Source organism: Acidimicrobiales bacterium (assembly GCA_035533095.1).
Lineage (GTDB): Bacteria > Actinomycetota > Acidimicrobiia > Acidimicrobiales > Palsa-688 > DATLUM01.
The window spans coordinates 13733-33566 of sequence record DATLUM010000071.1 but is presented as its reverse complement, the minus strand read 5'-3'; the positions used below and the strand labels follow the sequence as shown (position 1 = coordinate 33566).

Below are 19834 nucleotides of genomic sequence, written 5' to 3'. Positions count from 1 at the left end.
TGTGTCGGCCTTCAATGTCGAGATCGGCCCCCGGGAAGCAGGCCTGGACGGCCGGGCACCCGTCGACAGGGCTGCGAACGCCGGCCAGACGCACCCCTCCACCCGGTACCTGAACCGGGAGCTGTCCCGGCTCGAGTTCAACGCCCGGGTGCTCGCCCAGGCGCAGGACGAGAACCTGCCGCTGCTGGAGCGGATCAGGTTCCTCGCCATCTTCAGCGAGAACCTCGACGAGTTCTTCCAGGTGCAGATAGCGAGCATCAGGGACAAGCTCATCGGCGGTTTCGGTAGCACGTCGACGGTGGACGGACTGTCACCCGCCGAGCAGTTCCAGGTCGTGCGGGAGAAGGTCGACGAGCTCCTCGCGGCCCGGCTCGCCACGTTCAGCGAGAGGCTCGTTCCGGCCCTCGCCGACGCCGGCATCGCGCTGACTGACTGGGATGGGCTCGACGAGTCCGACCGGGCGTACCTGGTGGGGGTCTTCGATCGCCAGATATTCCGGGTTCTGACGCCCCTTTCAGTGGACCCGGCCCATCCGTTTCCGGAGATCTCGAATCTCTCGCTGAACCTCGGGGTGGTGGTCGTCAACCCGTCCACTGGTGAGCGTCGCTTCGCCCGGGTGAAGGTACCCGAGTTGCTGCCGCGGTTCTTGGTGACCCCGGACGGTCACCGGTTCGTCCCCCTCGAGCAGGTGATCGCAGCCCAGCTGCCGATGCTCTTCCGGGGCATGACGATCGAATCGCACGTCTCGTTCCGCGTCACCCGCAATGCGGACCTCATCGTCGAGGAGGAGGAAGCAGACGACCTTCTCGAAGCAATCGAGCTCGAGCTTCGGCGACGAAGGTTCGGGCGTGCGGTGCGTCTCGAGGTCGACAACCGCATAACCGGCGAGGTGCGCGAGATCCTGCTGCGGGAGCTGGAGCTCGAACCTGGCGACCTCTACACGGTCGACGGGTTCGTCGACTACACCGGGCTGTGGGCCCTCTACGACCTCGACAGACCGGAGCTGAAGGTCGAGGCGTGGGCACCGATGACCCAACCGGCGTTCGCATCCGCCGACGGTGACCCGGTCGACTTCTTCTCGGTGCTCCGGGGTCGCGACGTCCTGGTTCACCACCCGTATGACTCCTTCACAACCTCGGTGGAGGAGCTCATCAAGCAAGCCGCGGCCGATCCGAAGGTGGTGGCCATAAAGCAGACTCTCTACCGCACGGGCGGGGACTCGCCCATCGTCGAGGCGCTCATCGACGCGGCCGTGGCGGGCGTCCAGGTCGTCGTGCTCGTGGAGCTGAAGGCTCGCTTCGACGAAGAAGCGAACATCGCTTGGGCGAGACGCCTCGAGGACGCGGGAGCCCACGTCGTCTATGGCATCGTGGGGCTGAAGACCCACGCGAAGATAGTTCTGATCGTTCGCGCTGAAGAGGGTGAGCTCCGCCGCTACTGCCACTTCGGCACCGGCAACTACAACGGGCGAACTGCCCGCCTGTACACAGACGTCGGGCTGTTCTCCTCGGACGAAGCGCTGACGGACGACCTCACGGAGCTTTTCAACTTCCTCACCGGCTACAGCCGCGGCATCGACTACCAGAAGATCCTGGTGGCCCCCGGGACACTACGCCCGGCGATCATCGACCTGATACGCGAGGAGGCCGCCGCCGGCGAGGCAGGCAGGGTGGTCATGAAGGCGAACCACCTGGTCGATCCTGCGATCATCGACGCCCTCTACGAGGCATCCCAGGCCGGAGCGCAAATCGACCTGATAATACGGACCATCTGCTGCTTGCGCCCCGGAGTGCCGGGGCTTTCGGAAACGATCAGAGTCCGCTCGATCGTCGGGCGCTACCTGGAACATTCGCGGATCTTCCTCTTCGGCGGAGAGAGCGAGCGCCCCCGACGCCTGTTCATCGGATCGGCCGACCTGTGGCAGCGGAATCTCGACCGCCGCATCGAACTCATGGCACCCATCTCGGACGAGGTGCTACAGAGCGAGCTCGCGGAGGTACTCGAGACCAACCTCCTTGACGACACCTGCGCATGGGAGCTGCACTCCGACGGCACCTGGACCAAGGTGGCGACGGTTCGCGGGATCGACACCTTCGCAGTGATGCAGGACCTCGCTCACGCCAGGGCCCGCCGGCGGCGGTCGGCCGAAGGCATCTCGGCATGAGCCGGAGGCTCCACGTCCACACCACGCGACATCGAGGCGCCGCAACGGGGTAGGACTTCCACGCTGGGTATCCGCGACTTGGACCCCAGTCCTGCGTACGTTTGATTCCTGGCATGCGGATAGGCGCAATCGACCTCGGTAGCAATTCGTTCCACCTGCTCGTCGCTGACACGAGCGGGCCCGGAAAGCTCCGTCCCGTCGCCAGGGAGAAGAAGGCGCTCCGTCTCGGCGACCTGGTCGCAAGGTACGGATCGATCTCCGATGTGGCAGCCGACGAAGCCGTGCTCACCGTCCGGCAACTGCGCAACCGGGCGATCTCGTCGGGCGCGCATTTCGTCTTCGCTGCGGCCACGAGCGCGTTCCGTGACGCGCCGAACGGCCGCGAGGTGCTGGACCGCATCGAGCTCGAGACCGGGGTGCACGTCAAGCTCATCGACGGTTGTGAGGAAGGGCGCCTGGTCTTCGAGGCCGTGCAATCCAGCGTGGACCTCGCCGACGAGCCTGTCGTGTGCCTGGATCTCGGTGGCGGGAGCCTCGAGATCGTGGTCGGCAACCAGGACGAGATCCTCTGGTCCGCCAGCCTGCCGCTCGGCGTGGCCCGGTTGCGGGCGCAGCTCCTCAGCTCGGACCCCCCTGACCCCCAGCAGGGCAGGCGTCTGTCAGAGCATGTCACTCAGGTGATCACGTCGAAGGCAGGCCCCGCGTTCGGCTTCCGCCCCAGGCTCATGGTCGGCGCAGGAGGCACTTTCCGGTCGATCGGCCGCATGGTGGCTTCAGAGCGGAATTCGACGATACCGGCCTCCATCAACGGGATGGTCATCGACCGGTCGGAGCTCCTAGCGGTGTCGGAGAGACTGCACCGTCTAACTGCTGACATGCGAAGGCAGCTTCCCGGAATCGGCCGGAGGCGGTCGGAGTTGGCGCCCGCCGGCGCCCTGATCGTCCTGGCTGCGTTGGAGGTGTTCGGTCACGACCAGATCACGGTGGCCGAGTGGACCTTGCGCGAGGGCCTGATCCTCGATGCCCTGGCCAACCGGGAGGAATCCGGATGGCTCGACGCCTCGCGCGTGCTCGCCCTCGCGATCCGTCACCAGGTCGATCTGTCTCACGCCGAGACCGTCGCCACTATCGCCGTACGGATATTCGACGCCGTCGTGGCCACCGGCGCGAGCTCCGGCGAGGAACGTTCCTTGCTCGCCCAGGCGGCGCTTCTTCATGACATCGGGCGGTCCGATGGGAACGACTCACACGGCAAGTCCGGTGCCCGCACCGTCCTGCGTGAGCTGGGCCGCTCCGGCAATCCGCACATCCTGGAGATCGCATCGTTGGTGAGGTCCCACAGCAGCCCCACACCGAAGCAGTCCTACGAAGCCTTCCGGGCGCTCAGGCCACGACGCCGGCAGGTCGTGCAGGACCTCCTGCCCCTGCTCCGTGTCGCCGACTGGCTCGCCAAGAGCTACGGGGCCGATGAGATCAACGTGGAGCCGCGTGAGGGAGGGATCACGGTCGAAGTCCCGGCTGCATCCTCGGCGGCGGGCTTCTGGGAGCTCAACCAGAGAGCGCAGCACCTCGAGCGGCACGTGGGCTGCCGGGTGGAGATCTCCCGCAGCGTCAGCGCTTTCGACTCGGCCGCCCGCTGATCACCGGCCGCATCGCCGCCGTGATCAGGAGCCGCCGGCGGGGGGCTTCTCCGCGTGGCCTCCGAACTCCTTGCGCATGGCCGAGAGGACCCGGTCGGCGAAGTCGGCCTCTCCACGGGACGCGAACCGCTCGAACAACGCGGATGTGAGCACGTTCGCGGGCACGCCCTCGTCGATCGCCGCCAGGACGGTCCACCGGCCCTCGCCCGAGTCCGACACACGCCCCGCGAAGGTGCTCAATGCCGGGTCCTGGCCGAGCGCATGGGCGGTGAGGTCGAGCAGCCACGACGAGATGACGCTCCCGCGCCGCCACAGCTCGGCCACCGCGGCGGTGTCGATGTCGTAGCGGTAGTACTCCGGGTTCGCCAGCGGCGCCGTCTCCGCGTCCGCCTCTTCCGCCGGGTGAGACCCGACGTTGGCCTTGTGCAGGATGCCGAGGCCCTCGGCGTAGGCGGCCATGATCCCGTACTCGATCCCGTTGTGAACCATCTTCACGAAGTGGCCGGCGCCGTTGGGCCCGCAATGAAGGTAACCGTGCTCCTCCATCGAGGGTTCACCGGTCAGGCCCTCCGTGCGCGGAGCCGAGTCCACCCCCGGAGCGATCGTCTTGAAGATCGGCTCGAGGTGCCGGAAGACGTCGTCCTCTCCACCGATCATCAGGCAGAACCCTCGTTCCAAGCCGAAGACTCCGCCGCTCGTGCCGGCATCGACGTAATGCAACCCCTTCTGCTTCAGGGCGGCGGCGCGGTGGATGTCGTCGCGGTAGTAGGAGTTGCCACCGTCAATGATGATGTCGCCTTCGGACATCGCGTCGGCCAGGCGCTCGACCGTCTCACCCGTGTAGGCGGCCGGCACCATGACCCACGCGGCTCTGGGGACGTCGAGCTTGGAGACGAAGTCCTCGATGCTGGACGCTCCCGTGGCGCCCTCGGTCTCGAGAGCCTTGACGGCTGCGTCGTTGACGTCGTAGACGACGCACGTGTGGCCGCCTGCCATGAGCCGGCGGACCAGGTTGGCTCCCATCCGCCCGAGTCCGACCATCCCGAGTTGCACGCTGGACCCTCCGTTCAGAGCGTGAGTGGTCCCCATACTGTCAGCCCCCGAGCCTCCCGCCTGTCCGTCTCAGTCATCGGCGGGGGGCGGGGCCGGACCCCAGCCGGATCCGCCGGTGGGAGCGCGGCCGGATCCGCCGGTGGGAGCGCGGCCGGGAGGTGGACCCGCCGGTGGCGGCCAGAGAGGGTCGGGCGCCCATTGGCCTCCGCCACCCGGCTGCCAACCCCCCTGCGGCGGCCCGGCAGGTGGTGCGCCCCCGTTGGGTGGCCATCCTCCACCCGGCTGCCATCCGGCACCGGGCTGCCACCGGCCACCGTCGCCGCCCGGGGGGTACCCCCCGCCCCGCCGGTCGCGCTTGCGCCGGCTCACAACGACCGCCACCACCGCCACAGCCGCCCCCGCCACCACGAGCCCTACGACGATGAACGCCCCCAACCTGGTCGTCGCGGAGGAGATCGTGCTGCGGTCCCAGGCCGGATTCCGGGGGCCGAACATCGTCACGAGATCCTGGTACTCGTAGACCCTGAAGACGCTGGAGCCCCCGGTCCCGTGGACCGTTACGTGCAGCCACTGGAACCGCTCGTGGAACTTGTTCCACACCACACGGGCCACGTTCTGGGCGTCCGCGTTGGTCGCCGTCGCCGACACTTTGACGCTGACGTCCACCTCGTCTCCGGAACCCAGGTGGAAACTGACGCTCACCGACTGGTAGCCGGCGTCGCGCAGGGCCTGCGAGGTGTCGATCAACGTCGTGACCGCCGAGCAACCGGCGACCAGCAGGCACAGCGCGCCCACGACGGCGACGAGCAGTCCCCGTCTCAACGGTCGGCCTGCCAGCGAGCGGGTCACGGCAACAGCACCAGGTCGTCGCGGTGGACAACCTCGTGCGGTACGTCCACGGGCAGGTCGGCGGTCCGCCGGCCGGCGAGCTGGTTGACGATGGCCGAGGCGTGGCGGGCGAGCCCCTTGGCGAACACGCGCCCGTCGGGACCGGCGATCTCGACCGCGTCGTCGGCCGCAAACGACCCGATCGCCTTGACGACCCCCGCCGGCAGCAGCGACACGCCCCTCTCCATGAGCGCCGCTCTCGCCCCCTCGTCCACGACGATCGTCCCCGAGGACCCGACCGCGAAGGCGATCCAGAGCTTGCGGGCCGGGAGCCTCTCGGCGCGCGGAACGAAGATGGTCCCCACCCCGGGCTTGCCCGCGACCGCATCGACAAGGACAGATGGCCGGTCGGCTGATGCGATCACAGCACGCACGCCGGACCACGCTGCGATCTTCGCGGCGGCCAACTTCGATGCCATGCCGCCGCTACCGCGCTCGGTTCCCGGACCGCCGGCGATTGCCTCGAGCTCGTGGTCGACGGCGACGATCTCCTCGATCAACGACGCCTCCGAGTCGATCCTCGGGTCCCCCGTGAACAGCCCGGCGGTGTCGGTGAGCATGACGAGCAGGTCGGCCCGCACGAGGTGGGAGACCAAAGCGGCGAGACGGTCGTTGTCACCGAAACGGATCTCGTCGTCGGCTATGGCGTCGTTTTCGTTGACGACGGGGACCACACCGAGTTCGAGAAGCACGTTGAACGTTTGGCGCGCGTGGAGGTACTGCTGGCGGTGGACGAAGTCGAGCGGCGCCAGCAGAACCTGCCCACCGACAAGGCCATGCCTGGCGAGGGCCCTGTTGTAGTGGCCGACCAGGTGGCTTTGACCAACTGCGGAGACGGCCTGCAACACGGCGGGATCCACAGGCCGGTGCCCCGACAGCCCGAGCAGCGGGAGGCCGGCCGCGATCGCGCCGCTGGACACGACCACGACACGGTCGCCTCCCTGGCGCAACGCGGCGACGTCCGCGCAGAGCCGCTCGATGGCGTCGACGCGGATGTCCCCCGACTCGCCGGTCAACGACGAGCTGCCGATCTTGACGACGACGAGGCGCCCCATACCGCTTACTACTCTCGCACGCCGCGGCTATCCGGGCTCGTACTCGAACTCGAAGTCTCCGATGCGCACCCGGTCGCCCGAGCGAGCCCCTGCGCGCGCCAGCGCGCGATCGACCCCCATGCCGCGCAGCTTGCCCTGAGCGTAAGCGAGCGCGTCCGCGTCGGTCAGGTCCGACAGCGCGACGGCACGCAATGCCGAGCGGCCGAGCACGACCCACCCGCCGGATGAGTCCCTCTCGACATTGACGCCGGCCAGCTCGGGGCGATGTACCACGTACCTTCGCGGCTGCGGCAGTTGCTCCCTCGCGGCCTCGACCGCCTGGGCCATGCGACCGAGCAGCGGTCTCACCCCCTCCCCGGTGACCGCCGATATCCGCTCGCCTTCCCACTCGATCGCAGGATCGGCCGAATCCGACTTGGTACCCACAACCAGGCGCGGGCGTTCGAGCATCGAAGGCCGGTAGCGCTCCAACTCGTCGAGCAGGATCCGCTCCTGCTCCGCCGGCGGCCTGCCGTCCACGGGAGCGAGGTCGATGAGAATCGCCAGCACCCGCGCTCGCTCGATGTGGCGCAGGAACCGGTGCCCCAGCCCGCGCCCCTCGCTCGCGCCCTCGATCAGACCGGGGATGTCGGCGACGACGAACTCGTGCTCGCCGAAGCGCACGACCCCGAGATGCGGTTCGAGGGTGGTGAACGGGTAGTCGGCGACCTTCGGCTTGGCGGCCGAGATCGTCGAGATGAGCGTGCTCTTGCCGGCGTTCGGGAAACCGACCAGCGCGACGTCCGCCATCAGCTTGAGCTCCAGGTCGAGCCACAGTTCCTCGCCGAGCTCGGCCTGTTCAGCGAACGCGGGAGCGCGCCGGCGGTTGGAGAGGAACCGCGCGTTGCCCCTGCCACCCTGGCCGCCTCTCGCCGCGAGCCATCTGTCGCCGGCGGTCGCGAGATCGGCAACCACCTCGCCGGCAGCGTCGCGCACGACAGTGCCTTCTGGTACCGGGACCTCCAGGTCGGCGCCGTCGCGGCCGTGACGGCCCTTGCCCATGCCGTGGGTGCCGTTGCCCGCTCGCCGGTGCGGGTGGTCCTTGAACCCGTACAGCGACGCGACGTTGCGGTCGGCTACCAACCAGACGTCGCCGCCGCTTCCGCCGTCGCCACCGTCGGGACCGCCTTTGGCGACGTGGGCTTCCCTGCGAAAAGACACCGCCCCCGCGCCGCCGTCACCGGCTTTGACATGGACCTGGGCTTCGTCGACAAACGAGGACATGTCGGTGTGGCTCCCGCCGGCATGCGAATGCCAGCGGAATGAGGTCAGCCCTCGGTGAGGATGTCGACCAGCTTGCGGCCCTTGCGGCTGCCGAACTTCACCTTGCCGTCCTTGAGGGCGAACAACGTGTCGTCACCGCCGCGACCGACGTTTTCTCCCGGGTGGAACTTCGTGCCGCGCTGGCGCACGATGATCGAGCCGGCGGAGACGGCGGTGCCGTCGAATGTCTTGACGCCGAGCCGCTGGGCGTTGGAGTCGCGCCCGTTGCGGGTTGACCCGCCTCCCTTGGTCTTGGACATGCCTACGCCTCCCGGGTGATTCCGGTGATCTCGATGGTCGTGTAGCGCTGGCGGTGTCCCCAGGTGCGCCGTCCGCGGGTCTTCGGCTTGTATGTGAAACCGCGGATCTTGGGCCCCTTGGACTCGCCGACCACCCGGGCCGAGACCTTGGCGGAGGCGAGTTGATCGCGCGCAGCCACGACGGCGTCGCCGTCGACCACCAGCACGGGAGTGAACGACACCTCGTCGCCGGTCCCGGCGCTCAGCAGCTCCACGGAGAGGGTCTGACCCTCCTCTACACGCTCCTGCTTTCCACCTGTCTGGATCACCGCATACACAAGGGGGAGAGTATATCCGAGCAGCCGGAGCCACGCCTCGCGAGGTCTTTTCCCGCCCTTTCAGTGCCTGTCACAGCAGCGACTGGTCGAACACGATTCCCCGGCCGCCGCAGGTCGGGCAGGTCTCCGAAAACGACTCCACCAGGCCCTCCGAGATCCTCTTCCGGGTCATCTCGACCAAGCCGAGTTCCGATATGTCGAACACCTGAGTGCGGGTCTTGTCCCGCGCCAGCGCCTCGCGGAACTTCTTGACGACCTCTGCTCGGTTCGCCGCGATCTCCATATCGATGAAGTCGATGACGATGATCCCGCCGATGTCGCGAAGCCGAAGCTGCCGGGCGATCTCCTCCGCCGCTTCGAGGTTGTTGCGGAAGACGGTCTCTTCGAGGTTCGAGGTTCCGACGTTCTTCCCGGTGTTGACGTCGATGACCGTGAGCGCCTCGGTGCGCTCGATGATCAACGACCCCCCCGAAGGCAGCCACACCTTGCGATCCAGCGCCTTGTGGATCTGCTCATGGACGTGGTGCCGCTCGAACACAGGGAGCGGGTCGTCCGTGTCACCGGCCCACTCCACCCGGTCGGCGAGCTCCGGGTTGATGCTGGCTACGTAGTCGCGCACTTCCTCGTAGAGCGCGCGGTCGTCGATGACGACGCCGCGATAGTCGCGGTTGAACTCCTCCCGGATGACTCGCACCGCCATGTCCGGCTCGCGGTAGAGCAGAGCCGGCGTGCGCGCCGTCTTGGCGAGAGCGTCGATGCGGTCCCACTGCTGGCTCAGCCGGGCAACGTCGCGGCGCAACTCGTCGGCGGTTGCCCCCTCGGCCGCCGTGCGCACGATGAGGCCGTGGCCCGCCGGGCGGACCTCGTCGAGGATGCGACGCAAGCGCTTACGCTCCTCGTCGGGAAGGCGCTTGGAGATCCCGTAGGTGTCGCTGTGCGGGATGAGCACGACGAACCGGCCCGGCAACGAGACCTCCTGCGTGAGGCGCGCCCCCTTGGTGCCTATCGGGTTCTTGGTCACCTGGCAGAGGATCGTCTGGCCGGTCTTCAGCAGTTGCTCGATGCGGGCGTCGCGAGCGACGCCGCTGAGGCGGCCGCGCGTGGGAGAGCCACCGGCGTCTGACGCGGTCGCGTCGGTCGCCTCGAGGTCGTCCTTGTCGTAGCGGACGTCACCGCGGTAGAGGACAGCGTTCTTCGGCGTGCCGATGTCGACAAACGCCGCCTCCATGCCGGGCAGGACGTTTTGCACACGACCGAGATAGATGTTGCCGTCGATCTGTGTGGCGTCGTCCGCCGGGCGCGAGACGTAGTGCTCGATGAGCGCGCGGCCTTCCAGCACCGCTATCTGGGTGACCGACTCGCGCTTGTGCACCACCATGAGATAGCGGCCGACGGGACGGCCCTTGCGCTCACGGCCTCGGCGGCGCTCCCGCGTCGCCTCGTCGATCTCGACGGGTTCGTGGACGAGGACGGCTTCGACCGGGCGGCGGGAGGTGTCAGCGGGGCGCGATCCTCGCCCACCGCGCCCCCGGCGGCGCTTCTTGTCGCCGGAGGTGCCGCCGTTGCCGTTTCCGCCGTTCGCTCCGTCCGCCGCCGGGCGAGGCGCCGGTGGCGGTGCCGGGCGGGTGTCGCCGATCTTGGGCTTGGCCGGGACGATCGGGGGGGGCGGCACAGCGCCAGAGGCGGCAGGCGCCACTGGGGCAGGTGCCGGCCCTGCCGGTATGCCGGTCGTTTGCGCCGGCGATTCGCCGTCGCCTTCGGTGACCGGTGCCTGATTGGCGGCGGACCGGCTGCGGTTGCGCCCGCCCCTCGAACCGCGGCGGCGCCGGCGCGCCTGGCCGGCTTCGCCGGCCTGGTCAGGACCGCCGGTTGGCGGCTGGTCTTCTGCCGGAGTCGCTCCGGCAGGTATCGGTGGCTGCGGCCCGGTGATTTCCGGGCGGGCCGGCGCCGAGTCGGACATGTTCGCGTTCCCTTCTCATGAAGCACGCTCCAGGGCGTGCCGCGCGCCGATCGCGCCGGGGAGATCCGCTTCGGAGAGCGGCTCACACCGGGCGCCGTCGCGCCAGATCCATTGGTGCATTCTCCGTACGCTGCGTTCCTCGAGCCCCGGGCCCAACGCGAGGGTCACCTCGGAGGGCCTGATCGCCCGTGGCTGGCAGGCCAGTTCGGCCTGAAGCCAGACGCCGGCGGAGTCGCCGGCCCCGTCGGGGCCGGCCAGTTTGATGTCCACGATGCCCGGACGGATGTTGTCCGTCTGCACCACGCCTTTGCGGGGCCGTGTGACCTGGAGCTCGCCGGCGCCGAGGCACGCCTCTACGCGCGCACCGAGCTCGTCGGGCGAGGGGGTCGCCTGGCCCTCGGGGGCTTCGACGGCCCATCGCCAGGTGCACGAGGTCACTTCCTCCTGCAGTGACGGGGCCGACGGCGCCATCACTTCGGCGGCCGTCGCGTCCACCCCTTCGGGTAGAGCCGACGACAACCTGGCGGGCAGCATGGCGACGCCGGAGGCGGGGAACCCGACCAGGTCGACGTCGATGTACTCGGCCACGGACTCGTAGCCGGTGGGGAGGGCCAAGCCGAAGCTGACCTTGGGACGCGGGGAGAACCCACTGCTGTACGCCAGCGGCAGGTGCTCACGCCGGAACGCCCGCTCCCACATGCGGGCGACATCCCTGTGACTTGTCCAGCGGATCTTACCGAGCTTGCTGAAACGGATCCGTACGCGGAGCCGTTCGGCCCTGTTGCTCGATGGGTCTGGGCTGGTCGATGTGTCTGCGCCGCCAGGCGCAGTGCTGCTCATGCTCGTGCCCCAGCACCGGCCGTGGGCCTGAGCAGGACGGGCACGTCTCCGCCGCTGCCGAGGTCCTGACCTGTGCCCTGGCTGCCGCCGGCTGGCGGCACTGCGGACGCGACCACGTGCTCGATCCCGTAGCCGGTGCAAGCACCGCAGTCGTAGCACGGCGTCCACCTGCAATCCGGGGTTCCCGACGCCGCCAGCGCGTCCTCCCACTCCTGCCAGAGGAAGTCCTCGTGCAGGCCGGCGGAGATGTGGCCCCAGGGCAGGACCTCGTCGCGGTCGCGGTCGCGGTGGACGTACCAGTCGATGGACAGCCCGTGGGCCGCCATCGCCTCGGTCCACAGCTCCAGCGAGAACATCTCCGACCACTCCTGGAAGGTCCCGCCGCGACGCCAGACCTCCTCTATCACCGCGCCGACGCGGCGGTCACCCCTGCTGGCGATACCCTCCGCGAGCGACGCCTTGGGGTCGTGCCAGCGCAATTGCACCCCGCGATCGGATCTGGTCGCCTCCCGCAGCATCCGGATCTTCCGGGAGAGCTCAGCGGGAGTGTCCTGACCGAACCACTGGAACGGTGTCTGCGGCTTGGGCACGAAACCCCCGACGGACGCGGTGACCGATGCGCCGCGGTTGTGCCGGCGGCCGGCGGTCACGCAGTTGTGCGCGAGCTCCGCGATCCCGAGAGTGTCCTCGTCGGTCTCGGTGGGAAGTCCGGTCAGGAAGTACAGCTTCACCCGGCGCCATCCCTGCGAGAACGCCGATTCCACAGCGCCGTAGAGGTCCTCTTCGCGTATCAGCTTGTTGATGACCTGGCGCATGCGCCACGTTCCCGCTTCGGGCGCGAACGTAAGTCCCGTGCGCCGTACCTTCTGGATCTCGGTGGCGATCCCAACCGTGAACGCGTCGACCCGCAGGCTCGGAAGGCTGACCGAGACCTCGCCGTTCGAGACCGGATCGTCGACGATTCCCCTCACGACCTCCTCGATGCCGGAGAAGTCGGCGCTCGACAGCGAGGTGAGGGCCACCTCGTCGTAGCCGGTACGGGCCAGGCCGTCGGAGACCATGCGTGCGACCTGATGGGCCGGTCGTTCGCGGACCGGCCGCGTGATCATTCCGGCCTGACAGAACCGGCAGCCGCGCGTGCAGCCCCGGAACACCTCGACGTTGAGCCGGTCGTGTACCACCTCGGTCATCGGCACCAGTTGGCGCTTCGGGTAAGGCCACGCGGCGAGGTCGGCGATGGTCCTCTTCTCCACGCGCTCGGGAACGTCGGGATACTTGGGTGCGACCGACAGGAGAGCAGGACCCTCGTAGACCACGTCGTAGCAGGAGGGCACGTAGACGCCCGGGATCGAGGCGAGGTCGCGCAGGAGGCGCTCACGCGAGCCGGGCGTGCGACCGCCGGCCTTCCAGTCGGCCACCGCGGCCGAGATCTCTCCGACGACCTCCTCGCCGTCGCCGATGACAAACAGGTCGACGAAGTCGGCGAGCGGCTCGGGGTTGAACGTGCAGTGACCGCCTGCGGCCACCAGCGGGTGGTCCGGGCCCCGGTCGGCGGACCTGACGGGCACGCCCGCGAGATCCACGCAGTTCAGGAGGTTGGTGTAGACCAGCTCGGCGGACAGGTTGAATGCGAGCAGGTCGAAATCGCCGGCGGGGCGGTGGCTGTCCACGGAGAACAGCGGGATCCGCCGGCGCCTCATCTCCGACTCCATGTCGGTCCAGGGGGCGTAGGTGCGCTCGGCACGCGTGGAGGGGTTCTCGTTGAGGATCTCGTAGAGGATCTGGAGTCCCTGGTTGGGCAGGCCGACCTCGTAGGAGTCGGGGTAGATGAGCAGCCACCCGACCCTGCCTTCGAGCGGACCCTCGGCCACCGCGCCGTCCTCGCACCCTATGTAGCGGGCCGGTTTCTGTACGTGGGCGAGGGCGGGCTCTATCCGAGGCCACAGGGACGTCATGTCCAACCCACTCTAGTGGTGGGCCTCACGGACGGCGGTGCTACAGAGCGCCACGGTGGTGCCGCCCGGGGGTGCCGTGCGGGGTGCCCCCTTAACTGAATCTCCGCATGCGGACGTTGAGCACCAGGCCGACAGCGGCGAACATGGCGATCAGCGCGGAACCTCCATAGCTCATGAAAGGCAGCGGGATGCCCGCAACCGGCATTATCCCCATCGTCATCCCGATGTTCTCGAACACCTGGAACGCCAGCATGGCGAGAACCCCTACACAGATGAGCATGCCCACCCTGTCCCGGCTCAAGGTTGCCGCCTGCCAGGTGCGCCAGATCACAAGGGCGAAGAGGAGCAGCAGGAGTCCGGATCCGAGGAGCCCGGTCTGCTCTCCGACGGCGGTGAAGATGAAGTCGGTGCGCTGCTCGGGAACGTACGAAAGGTTCGTCATCGTCCCCTTGCCGAGTCCGCGCCCGGTCATGCCGCCGTCGCCAATCGCGGTCTTCGCCTCGGCGATGTTGTAGAGGTTCGCGCCGGCGGCGGACCGCAGCAGCGCCGCGTCCGGTTGGTCCGGCGAGTTCACGAAGGACGTGAGCCTCGCCTGCTGGTAGCTCTTCAGCACCCCGAAATGGACGACCCCAAACGACGCCACCGCCGTGATCACCGCCAGCACCGCGAGGTGCCGTGGGGACGCCCCTCCTATCAGCAGGACTGCTGCGAGCACTGCTGCAAGGACAAGCGCGGTGCCGAGGTCCGGCTGCTTGTAGATCAGCAGGAAGGGGATCGCCGAAAGTCCCAGCACTGCGACTAGGGCCCGCCCCGAGAGACTTCGCTTCGACGCGGCGCAGTACGTCGCCAGCGAGATGATCAGGGCGATCTTCACGAACTCTGACGGCTCGAGCTGGTAGGACCCGAACTGGAACCACGCCTGCGCGCCCTTGCTTTTGTGACCGACGACGAATACGGCGATCAGAAGCAGTATCGAGAACCCGTATATCGCCGGCGCCCAGTCCCGGAACTTGCGGTAGTCGATGGACGCGACCACGGCCATCGCGACGATTCCGGCCACAATGAAGATGGCCTGCTTCTTCAAGTAGTAGGTGGGACTGAGCCCAGCAGCCTCGAGCTGATCCCGTGTCGCGGTGTAGACCATGAGGCAGCCGAACAGTGAGATGAGGATGGTGGCTCCGACGAGCACGACGTCGAGGTGACGCCACACTCCTGGTCCCTGCCTGCGAGCGAGAGCCCCCGGCGCCGCCATCAGTTCTGACCCCCGCTGCCGGCGGCCGAGTAGCTCACCGGCTGGAGCGGTTGCGCGAACAAGGCGTCGTAGATCTCGCGCACTACCGGCGCTGCCACAGATGCTCCGTAGCCGGCATCCTCCACGAACGAGTCGACGACATACTGCGGGTTGCTAGCGGGGGCGAACGAGGTGAACACGGATGTGTCCTGCTTGGGCGCGACCTGTGTGGCGGTGCCCGTCTTGCCGGCGATGTCGTGAGCGACGAGAGGGGTCCCGGCGAAGACACCGTAGGCGGTGCCCTTGGGGTTGTTCACGACACCCTCGAAACCTGCGAGCAGTGCCGCTCGCCACGCCGGCTGCAAGTCCACGGTATGGAAAACCTTGGAGGAAAAAGACTGGACGACGTGGCCGGTGGCCGTCTCGGCGTCGAGGGCGAGTTGTGGGACCATGACCTTTCCACCGTTCGCGAAAGTGGCGTATGCATTGGCCAATTGGAGCGGGGTCACCAGCACCTCGCCCTGGCCGATCGCTGTGTTCTGGCTGTCACCGGGAAACCATTGCCCGTTCGGAAACGCCGTCGGATTCCGTTGGTGGTCCCGCACGTACGACTCGGGTGTCGGGATCCTCCCTGGCGCCTCGTCGGGCAACGCGATCCCGGTCTGGGTGCCCAGCCCGTAGGACTTCGCGACGCTCTGGAGCGCGTCGTCGCCGTACTGCGTACGCCCGTACCACAGCTTGACACCGATGTTGTCGAAGAAGAGGTCGCTCGAAACGGTGATCGCCTTCGGCAGGTTGATCTCGCCGTAGGACTCGTAGTTGTCGTTGTGCGCTGGGAAGTTGCCGATCATGAGGCGACCGGTGTCGTTGAAGTAGTAGTTGGGTGTGATCAGCCCGTACTGGAGGCCGGCGGTACCCGTGACCAGCTTGAAGGTCGAGCCGGGCGCGTACTGACCTTGAATGCTGCGGTCGAGAAGCGGATCGGACGGGTTGTTGAGCAGGGCCTGGTAGTTGGCCTCGCTGATCCCGCCCACGAACTGGCTCGGGTCGTAGGTCGGGTTGGTGGCCAGGGCGATGATCTGACCGGTGTTGGGATCTTCGACCACGGCCGACCCAGCCGGTGCCTGGAAGTTGCGGCGGGTGACAGCGTCGAACGTGTGCCGGGCTGCGACCATCCCCTGGTTGAGAGCCGTCTCTGCCGCCAACTGTATGTTGCCGTCGATCGACAGGCGCAGGTTCAAGCCGGGGACCGGCTTCGTGACGCTGAGCGTCGTGAGCACATCGCCGCGCGAGTCGACCTGGACCTTCTCGACGCCCGGCGTCCCGCGGAGGATGCTCTCGTAGCTCGACTCGATGCCGGCGAGGCCGATCTCGTCTCCCGGCTGGTAGCCCTGCCCTTTCAGTTTCTTGAGCTGCCTGTCGCTGACCTGACCGACGTACCCGACCACGTTGGCCGCGGCCAGACCCATCGGCGTGTAGGAGCGCTGGGTGACGGACGTCGCCTGCACCCCGGGGAACAACGACTGGTTCTCCTGGATGTAAAGGATCTGCTGCGGGGACGCGTTGCGAAGCACCGGTACCGGCGCGTAGGGGCTGTACTGGACGTTGTCGATGGCCCTCTGGAGTTGGGGCGCGGTCATGTTGAGCAGGGGCGCGAGCCTGGCGACCATGTCGGGGTTCTGAGCGGCGACCTCGCGGCTGACTTCGATCACCGGCACGTTGACGTCGCCGACCAGCACGTTTCCGTTGCGGTCCAGGATCTCGCCCCGCGGGGCGGGGATGTAGATGAGTCGGATGCCGTTGTTCTGGGCGGCCGCCTGCGCATTCGGCGCGTTCACCACCTGCAGGAACCACAGGCGTGCGAAAAGCGCCGCGAAGAGGCAGGCCACGACCACCAAAAGGATCGTGAGCCGCATGAGCGGCGATTCCTGCTCGTGGGTGCTCATCCCGGTCGACCTACCGGATCCCGGCCAGCCGCTCGCGCTGGCGGGGCAGGCCGAGAGTCATCCCGAAACGCTCGGAGCCGACGGATCCTCTCGCCGCCCGCGAGTACAGCCACCCGATGGGCAGGGACAGGACTAGGTTCCACGCGGCCTCGATGACCGCCACCCGGATGAGCCAGGAGCCACCGGCGTCGAGCAACTGGCCCTGACCGAGGATCTCGCCAAAAGCCACGAACAGCAATACTGCTGCGGCAGTCGCCAACATTGCAGTCACGGGCACCACGAGCGATCGCTCCGGCATGACACTCGCTCGGGCGGTCCCTATGAGCGCGCCGATCACGCAGTAGGTCAGCGCGGACAGCCCGAGCGGCGTCGACGCGAGGAACATGTCCATGAGCAGCCCCGAGAAGAAGCCGACGACCGCACCAGCCTCCGATCCCCCTGCGAGGCCGGCGAGCACCGCGACCAGGACCATGAGGTCGGGAGCCACGCCGGCGACGCGCAGATCGGACGCGAGTGCCGTCTGCAGCACCGTCGCCACTACCAGCAAGACGGCAATGCGGAGGCGGGCGAGGGTGTGCGCGCTCACTGGGGTGACCAGAGCAGGACTTGCAGGTAACTGAGGCGGTTGAGGTTCACGAGGGGGGTCAGGGTGATGTCGGGCTCGGAAGCCCCGGGGGGGGTCTTCGCGCTGAGCACCTTGCCCACCGGGATGTTGGGAGGGAACTTCTCGTTGTTGAGACCGCTCGTCACGACCGGTTCACCCTTGGTCATCGCGGGCGATGGTTGGTTGGTGGTAATGACCGAGACGTTGAGCGAGCGACCGCGTCCTGTGCCTTCAACCGATCCGGTGTTGCCTCCGGCCAACCGCACGCCGACCACGTAGGACGGATTAGTGAGGAGCAGGACGGTGGCCGTGTGAGCGCTGACACTCTCGATGCTGCCGACGAGGCCGCCGGCGGCAACGACGGGTTGACCGGATGCGATGCCGCTATCGGCGCCTTTGTTGATCGTTATGAACGTCTCGAAGTTCGACGATCCGTCGTCGATGACCTGAACCGTCACCGTGGGAATTCCACCGACAAACGACAGGTTTCGCTCAGCGAGAACCTGTTCCGCCGCCGCCTGCTCCGCGGCGAACTGGACCCGCAGACGTTCCAGCGAGGCGACCTGGTCTCGCAGACGCTGGTTCTCGCGCTTCAAGGATCCGTAGTCCACCGCTCCCGTCAGGAAGTCGCCTATCGGGCGCAGGACAGCGTGAGTGGCGCGCTGGAGCGGCGAGAACACGTCCTGCACCTTGGAGCGGACATCGGCGGTCACTCCGGATCCGTTGCTGCGAGCGTCGATGGTCACGAGCGTGAGCGCGGCTAGGACGAGCACCGCCACGACGTAGCGGGTGCGCGAGGAGCGTCGGTATACGGCCACGAGGGGCGGGGCCCTCTCCTAACGGCTCTGGGACGACGACGACATGAGCACGCCCTTGAGGACGTCGAACTCTTCGAGGCACTGCCCGCTGCCTATCGCCACCGAGTGAAGCGGGTTGTCGGCGATGACAATCGGCATGCCCGTCTCGGACATCAACCGGGCGTCGAGACCGTGAAGCAGAGCCCCTCCACCTGTCAGGACGATGCCCTGCTCCATGATGTCGGCGGCCAGTTCAGGAGGGGTCTTGTCGAGGGTCACCTTGACTGCATCGACGATCGCTGAGACCGGCTCCTCGATCGCGTCGCGGATCTCCTCGGTCGTCGTGACGATCGTCTTGGGCAACCCGGTGATGAGGTCGCGCCCGCGGATCTCTGCGTGCAGCTCCTCCTCGAGGGGGCACGCGGTGCCGAGAGCGATCTTGATCTCCTCGGCAGTGCGCTCGCCCAGAGCGAGGCTGTACTCCTTCTTTATGTACTGGATGATCGCCTCGTCGAGCTCGTCACCGCCGATCCGGACCGACTGGCTGGTGACGATGCCACCGAGGGAGATGACGGCGACCTCGGTAGTGCCGCCGCCGATGTCCACGACCATGTTGCCGGTGGGCTCGTGAACCGGAAGGCCGGCGCCGATGGCGGCCGCCATCGGCTCCTCGATGATGTGAGCCGGCTTGCGCGCGCCGGCGGACTCCGCAGCCTCCTGCACCGCTCGCTGCTCGACGCCGGTGATGCCGGACGGAACGCAGATCACCATGCGCGGCTTGGCGAACTTACGAGGCCCGTGCACCCGCCTGATGAAGTAGGCGAGCATCTTCTCGCAGATGTCGAAGTTGGCGATGACGCCGTCGCGCAGCGGGCGGATGGCCTTGATGTGGCTCGGCGTACGACCGATCATCCGCTTGGCTTCGATTCCCACTGCGAGGGGACGGTCGTCCTTGACGTTGACCGCGACGACCGACGGCTCGTTGAGCACGATGCCCCGGCCGCGCACGTACACGAGGGTGTTCGCGGTACCGAGGTCGACGGCCATGTCCCGTCCGAAAAAACCAGCGAGAAAGTTGTCCGACACGCGAAATTTCCTGTCAGGGGGCCCGGGGACCCAAAGAGGCTACCCGGCGTACTGGGGCGCGTCCACCCGCGCTGGGCGGGGGTCCACCACTTTGGCCGGCGCTGCGGCTATGGGCCTCGGGTGGGGCTACTGGGTAGCCTAAGTATCCCAGGAGACCACTTAGGCTACCCAGAAGCTCCCGCGGCAAGTGGCGCCGCGGAAAGCAGCACGGAGAGCGGCGCCACGGTGAGTTGCGCCGAGAGAGGCGTCACGGAGAGCGGCGCTAGCCGGCTAGGGCGGGGAACCAGATCTTGATCTCGCGTTCGGCCGATTCCGCACTATCCGACCCGTGCACGAGATTCTCGCCGGTGTCAGTGGCGAGGTCACCGCGGATCGTGCCTGGGTCAGCGTTGGCCGGGTTCGTGGCGCCCATCATCTTTCGCACCACCTGCCACGTGTCCACCGGGCCCTCCACCACCAGCAGCATCACCGGCGAGCGGGTGATGAACGCGATGAGGTCCTCGTAGAAGCCCTTACCCTCGTGCTCGGCATAGTGGACCGCCGCGGTCTCGCTGTCGACGTGGCGCAGTTCAGCGGCGACGATGCGCAGGCCCTTGCGCTCGAGGCGCTTGATGATCTCTCCGGTAAGGCCGCGCTCGACGGCATCGGGCTTGCAGATGACGAGGGTGCGATTCACGAACGGAGCAGGCTAGCCGTCGCCGCCGCACCGCCGCCCCGCGCCACCGGCGGGCGAAGG

At 67.7% G+C, this 19834-nt stretch carries 17 protein-coding genes; 2 read left to right on the top strand and 15 right to left on the bottom strand.

What is annotated here, in order from left to right:
- Position 1 precedes the first annotated feature (1 nt).
- Entirely contained in the window at positions 2–2164 is a 2163-nt protein-coding gene (gene ppk1, locus VNF71_08955) for a polyphosphate kinase 1 (GenBank protein ID HVA74679.1), read from the top strand.
- Positions 2165–2277: 113 nt separating this feature from the next.
- Positions 2278–3804 carry a Ppx/GppA phosphatase family protein gene (locus VNF71_08950; protein HVA74678.1) on the top strand — a complete coding sequence of 509 codons (1527 nt, stop codon included), beginning with the start codon at positions 2278–2280 and terminating at the stop codon, positions 3802–3804.
- 24 nt (positions 3805–3828) lie between these two features.
- Here VNF71_08950 and gnd read toward each other — a convergent pair whose 3' ends face one another.
- From gnd to ndk, 15 genes are all read right to left on the bottom strand, one after another.
- Positions 3829–4893 carry a decarboxylating 6-phosphogluconate dehydrogenase gene (gnd, locus tag VNF71_08945; GenBank protein ID HVA74677.1) on the bottom strand — a complete coding sequence of 355 codons (1065 nt, stop codon included), beginning with the start codon at positions 4891–4893 and terminating at the stop codon, positions 3829–3831.
- 33 nt (positions 4894–4926) lie between these two features.
- Positions 4927–5679 (bottom strand): hypothetical protein, encoded by a 753-nt coding sequence (locus tag VNF71_08940; protein HVA74676.1) that lies wholly within the window; start codon positions 5677–5679, stop codon positions 4927–4929.
- Between the two features lie 23 nt (positions 5680–5702).
- Positions 5703–6800 carry a glutamate 5-kinase gene (gene proB / locus VNF71_08935; protein ID HVA74675.1) on the bottom strand — a complete coding sequence of 366 codons (1098 nt, stop codon included), beginning with the start codon at positions 6798–6800 and terminating at the stop codon, positions 5703–5705.
- A 27-nt stretch (positions 6801–6827) separates the two neighbouring features.
- On the bottom strand, positions 6828–8063 hold the full coding sequence (obgE, locus tag VNF71_08930; GenBank protein ID HVA74674.1) for a GTPase ObgE: 1236 nt from the start codon (positions 8061–8063) through the stop codon (positions 6828–6830).
- Positions 8064–8107: 44 nt separating this feature from the next.
- Entirely contained in the window at positions 8108–8362 is a 255-nt protein-coding gene (gene rpmA / locus VNF71_08925; GenBank protein HVA74673.1) for a 50S ribosomal protein L27, read from the bottom strand.
- A 2-nt stretch (positions 8363–8364) separates the two neighbouring features.
- A complete protein-coding gene (gene rplU, locus VNF71_08920; GenBank protein HVA74672.1) occupies positions 8365–8679 on the bottom strand; it encodes a 50S ribosomal protein L21 in 315 nt (104 codons plus the stop codon).
- Positions 8680–8749: 70 nt separating this feature from the next.
- The gene (locus VNF71_08915; protein ID HVA74671.1) at positions 8750–10639 is read right to left on the bottom strand and encodes an Rne/Rng family ribonuclease; all 1890 of its coding nucleotides are present in this window, start codon (positions 10637–10639) and stop codon (positions 8750–8752) included.
- A 15-nt stretch (positions 10640–10654) separates the two neighbouring features.
- Entirely contained in the window at positions 10655–11479 is an 825-nt protein-coding gene (locus VNF71_08910) for a TIGR03936 family radical SAM-associated protein (GenBank protein HVA74670.1), read from the bottom strand.
- Positions 11476–13434, bottom strand: a complete 1959-nt coding sequence (locus tag VNF71_08905) for a TIGR03960 family B12-binding radical SAM protein (protein HVA74669.1) — start codon at positions 13432–13434, stop codon at positions 11476–11478. The genes VNF71_08910 and VNF71_08905 overlap by 4 nt, the downstream gene beginning before the upstream one ends.
- Before the next feature lie 91 nt (positions 13435–13525).
- Positions 13526–14686, bottom strand: coding sequence for a rod shape-determining protein RodA (rodA, locus tag VNF71_08900; protein HVA74668.1), 1161 nt, complete (start codon positions 14684–14686; stop codon positions 13526–13528).
- Positions 14686–16611, bottom strand: coding sequence for a penicillin-binding protein 2 (gene mrdA, locus VNF71_08895; GenBank protein HVA74667.1), 1926 nt, complete (start codon positions 16609–16611; stop codon positions 14686–14688). The genes rodA and mrdA overlap by 1 nt, the downstream gene beginning before the upstream one ends.
- Before the next feature lie 10 nt (positions 16612–16621).
- Positions 16622–17197 (bottom strand): rod shape-determining protein MreD, encoded by a 576-nt coding sequence (gene mreD, locus VNF71_08890; GenBank protein HVA74666.1) that lies wholly within the window; start codon positions 17195–17197, stop codon positions 16622–16624.
- Positions 17194–18033, bottom strand: coding sequence for a rod shape-determining protein MreC (gene mreC / locus VNF71_08885; protein HVA74665.1), 840 nt, complete (start codon positions 18031–18033; stop codon positions 17194–17196). Before mreC ends, mreD begins: the two co-directional genes overlap by 4 nt.
- A gap of 18 nt (positions 18034–18051) precedes the next feature.
- Positions 18052–19098 (bottom strand): rod shape-determining protein, encoded by a 1047-nt coding sequence (locus VNF71_08880; protein ID HVA74664.1) that lies wholly within the window; start codon positions 19096–19098, stop codon positions 18052–18054.
- A 262-nt stretch (positions 19099–19360) separates the two neighbouring features.
- Positions 19361–19774: a nucleoside-diphosphate kinase gene (gene ndk / locus VNF71_08875; GenBank protein ID HVA74663.1), complete on the bottom strand. Its 414-nt coding sequence runs from the start codon at positions 19772–19774 to the stop codon at positions 19361–19363.
- Positions 19775–19834: the final 60 nt, after the last annotated feature.

Excerpts from the sequence above, each read along its gene's own strand:
- VNF71_08950 (HVA74678.1), top strand. The coding sequence starts at position 2,278 with ATGCGGATAGGCGCAATCGACCTCGGTAGCAATTCGTTCCACCTGCTC.
- VNF71_08910 (HVA74670.1), bottom strand. The coding sequence starts at position 11,479 with ATGAGCAGCACTGCGCCTGGCGGCGCAGACACATCGACCAGCCCAGAC.
- mrdA (HVA74667.1), bottom strand. The coding sequence starts at position 16,611 with ATGAGCACCCACGAGCAGGAATCGCCGCTCATGCGGCTCACGATCCTT.
- gnd (HVA74677.1), bottom strand. The coding sequence starts at position 4,893 with ATGGGGACCACTCACGCTCTGAACGGAGGGTCCAGCGTGCAACTCGGG.
- VNF71_08915 (HVA74671.1), bottom strand. The coding sequence starts at position 10,639 with ATGTCCGACTCGGCGCCGGCCCGCCCGGAAATCACCGGGCCGCAGCCA.
- VNF71_08905 (HVA74669.1), bottom strand. The coding sequence starts at position 13,434 with ATGACGTCCCTGTGGCCTCGGATAGAGCCCGCCCTCGCCCACGTACAG.
- rodA (HVA74668.1), bottom strand. The coding sequence starts at position 14,686 with ATGGCGGCGCCGGGGGCTCTCGCTCGCAGGCAGGGACCAGGAGTGTGG.
- obgE (HVA74674.1), bottom strand. The coding sequence starts at position 8,063 with ATGTCCTCGTTTGTCGACGAAGCCCAGGTCCATGTCAAAGCCGGTGAC.
- rpmA (HVA74673.1), bottom strand. The coding sequence starts at position 8,362 with ATGTCCAAGACCAAGGGAGGCGGGTCAACCCGCAACGGGCGCGACTCC.
- proB (HVA74675.1), bottom strand. The coding sequence starts at position 6,800 with ATGGGGCGCCTCGTCGTCGTCAAGATCGGCAGCTCGTCGTTGACCGGC.